At 71.0% G+C, this 531-nt stretch carries 2 protein-coding genes; both read left to right on the plus strand.

Going from position 1 to position 531, the window contains the following annotated elements:
• On the plus strand, nucleotides 1-181 hold a 181-nt coding region (locus tag DS839_RS37175; RefSeq protein ID WP_368912148.1), incomplete at its 5' end, for a hypothetical protein.
• Between the two features lie 103 nt (nucleotides 182-284).
• Nucleotides 285-531: hypothetical protein (locus DS839_RS36095; RefSeq protein ID WP_368912149.1), on the plus strand; the 247-nt coding region annotated here is incomplete at its 3' end.

Consider the following 531-nt stretch of genomic DNA (forward strand, 5'->3'; position numbering starts at 1 on the left):
CCCCGGGGTCGCCGAGCGCATCACGGGCCCGGAGGGAGCGCCCCTGGCCGAGACCACAGGCTGCCCCCCCGACGCGGGCTGCACCCTGACCCTGGACCAGCAGCGACTGACCCTCGTCAACGTACGCCTCAGGGTCGAGCCCGACCCCGTCATGGACGCCGTGAAGACGGCCGGCCCCTGAGCAAGGAGAACCAACGGATGGCTGACCATTTTTCCGATCCCCGCGATCAGGATCGACACGAACCGACCCTCGGCGATGTGCCCGGGTGGGGGATGAGCTGGAGGTGGCGATCATGGAGGGGCGGCGACGCCAGGTGATGCTGCCGCTGGCCGCCCTGGTGGACGAACCCCTCGGCGTGGGCGCCTATCTCACCCGCCCCCGGCTCAATGCGCTGATGGGCGAGGGGCCGGCGATCAGCGGTGCCTGGCTGCTGGTGGATGACGACCACCAGTTCTGGATCACCGCCCGCCAGGAGCAGCGCCGCCTGGCCCGGGTACGCCTGCTGTGGGACTTCCTGCGCGAGGCGTTGG

The sequence above is a fragment of the Taklimakanibacter deserti genome (assembly GCA_003574785.1).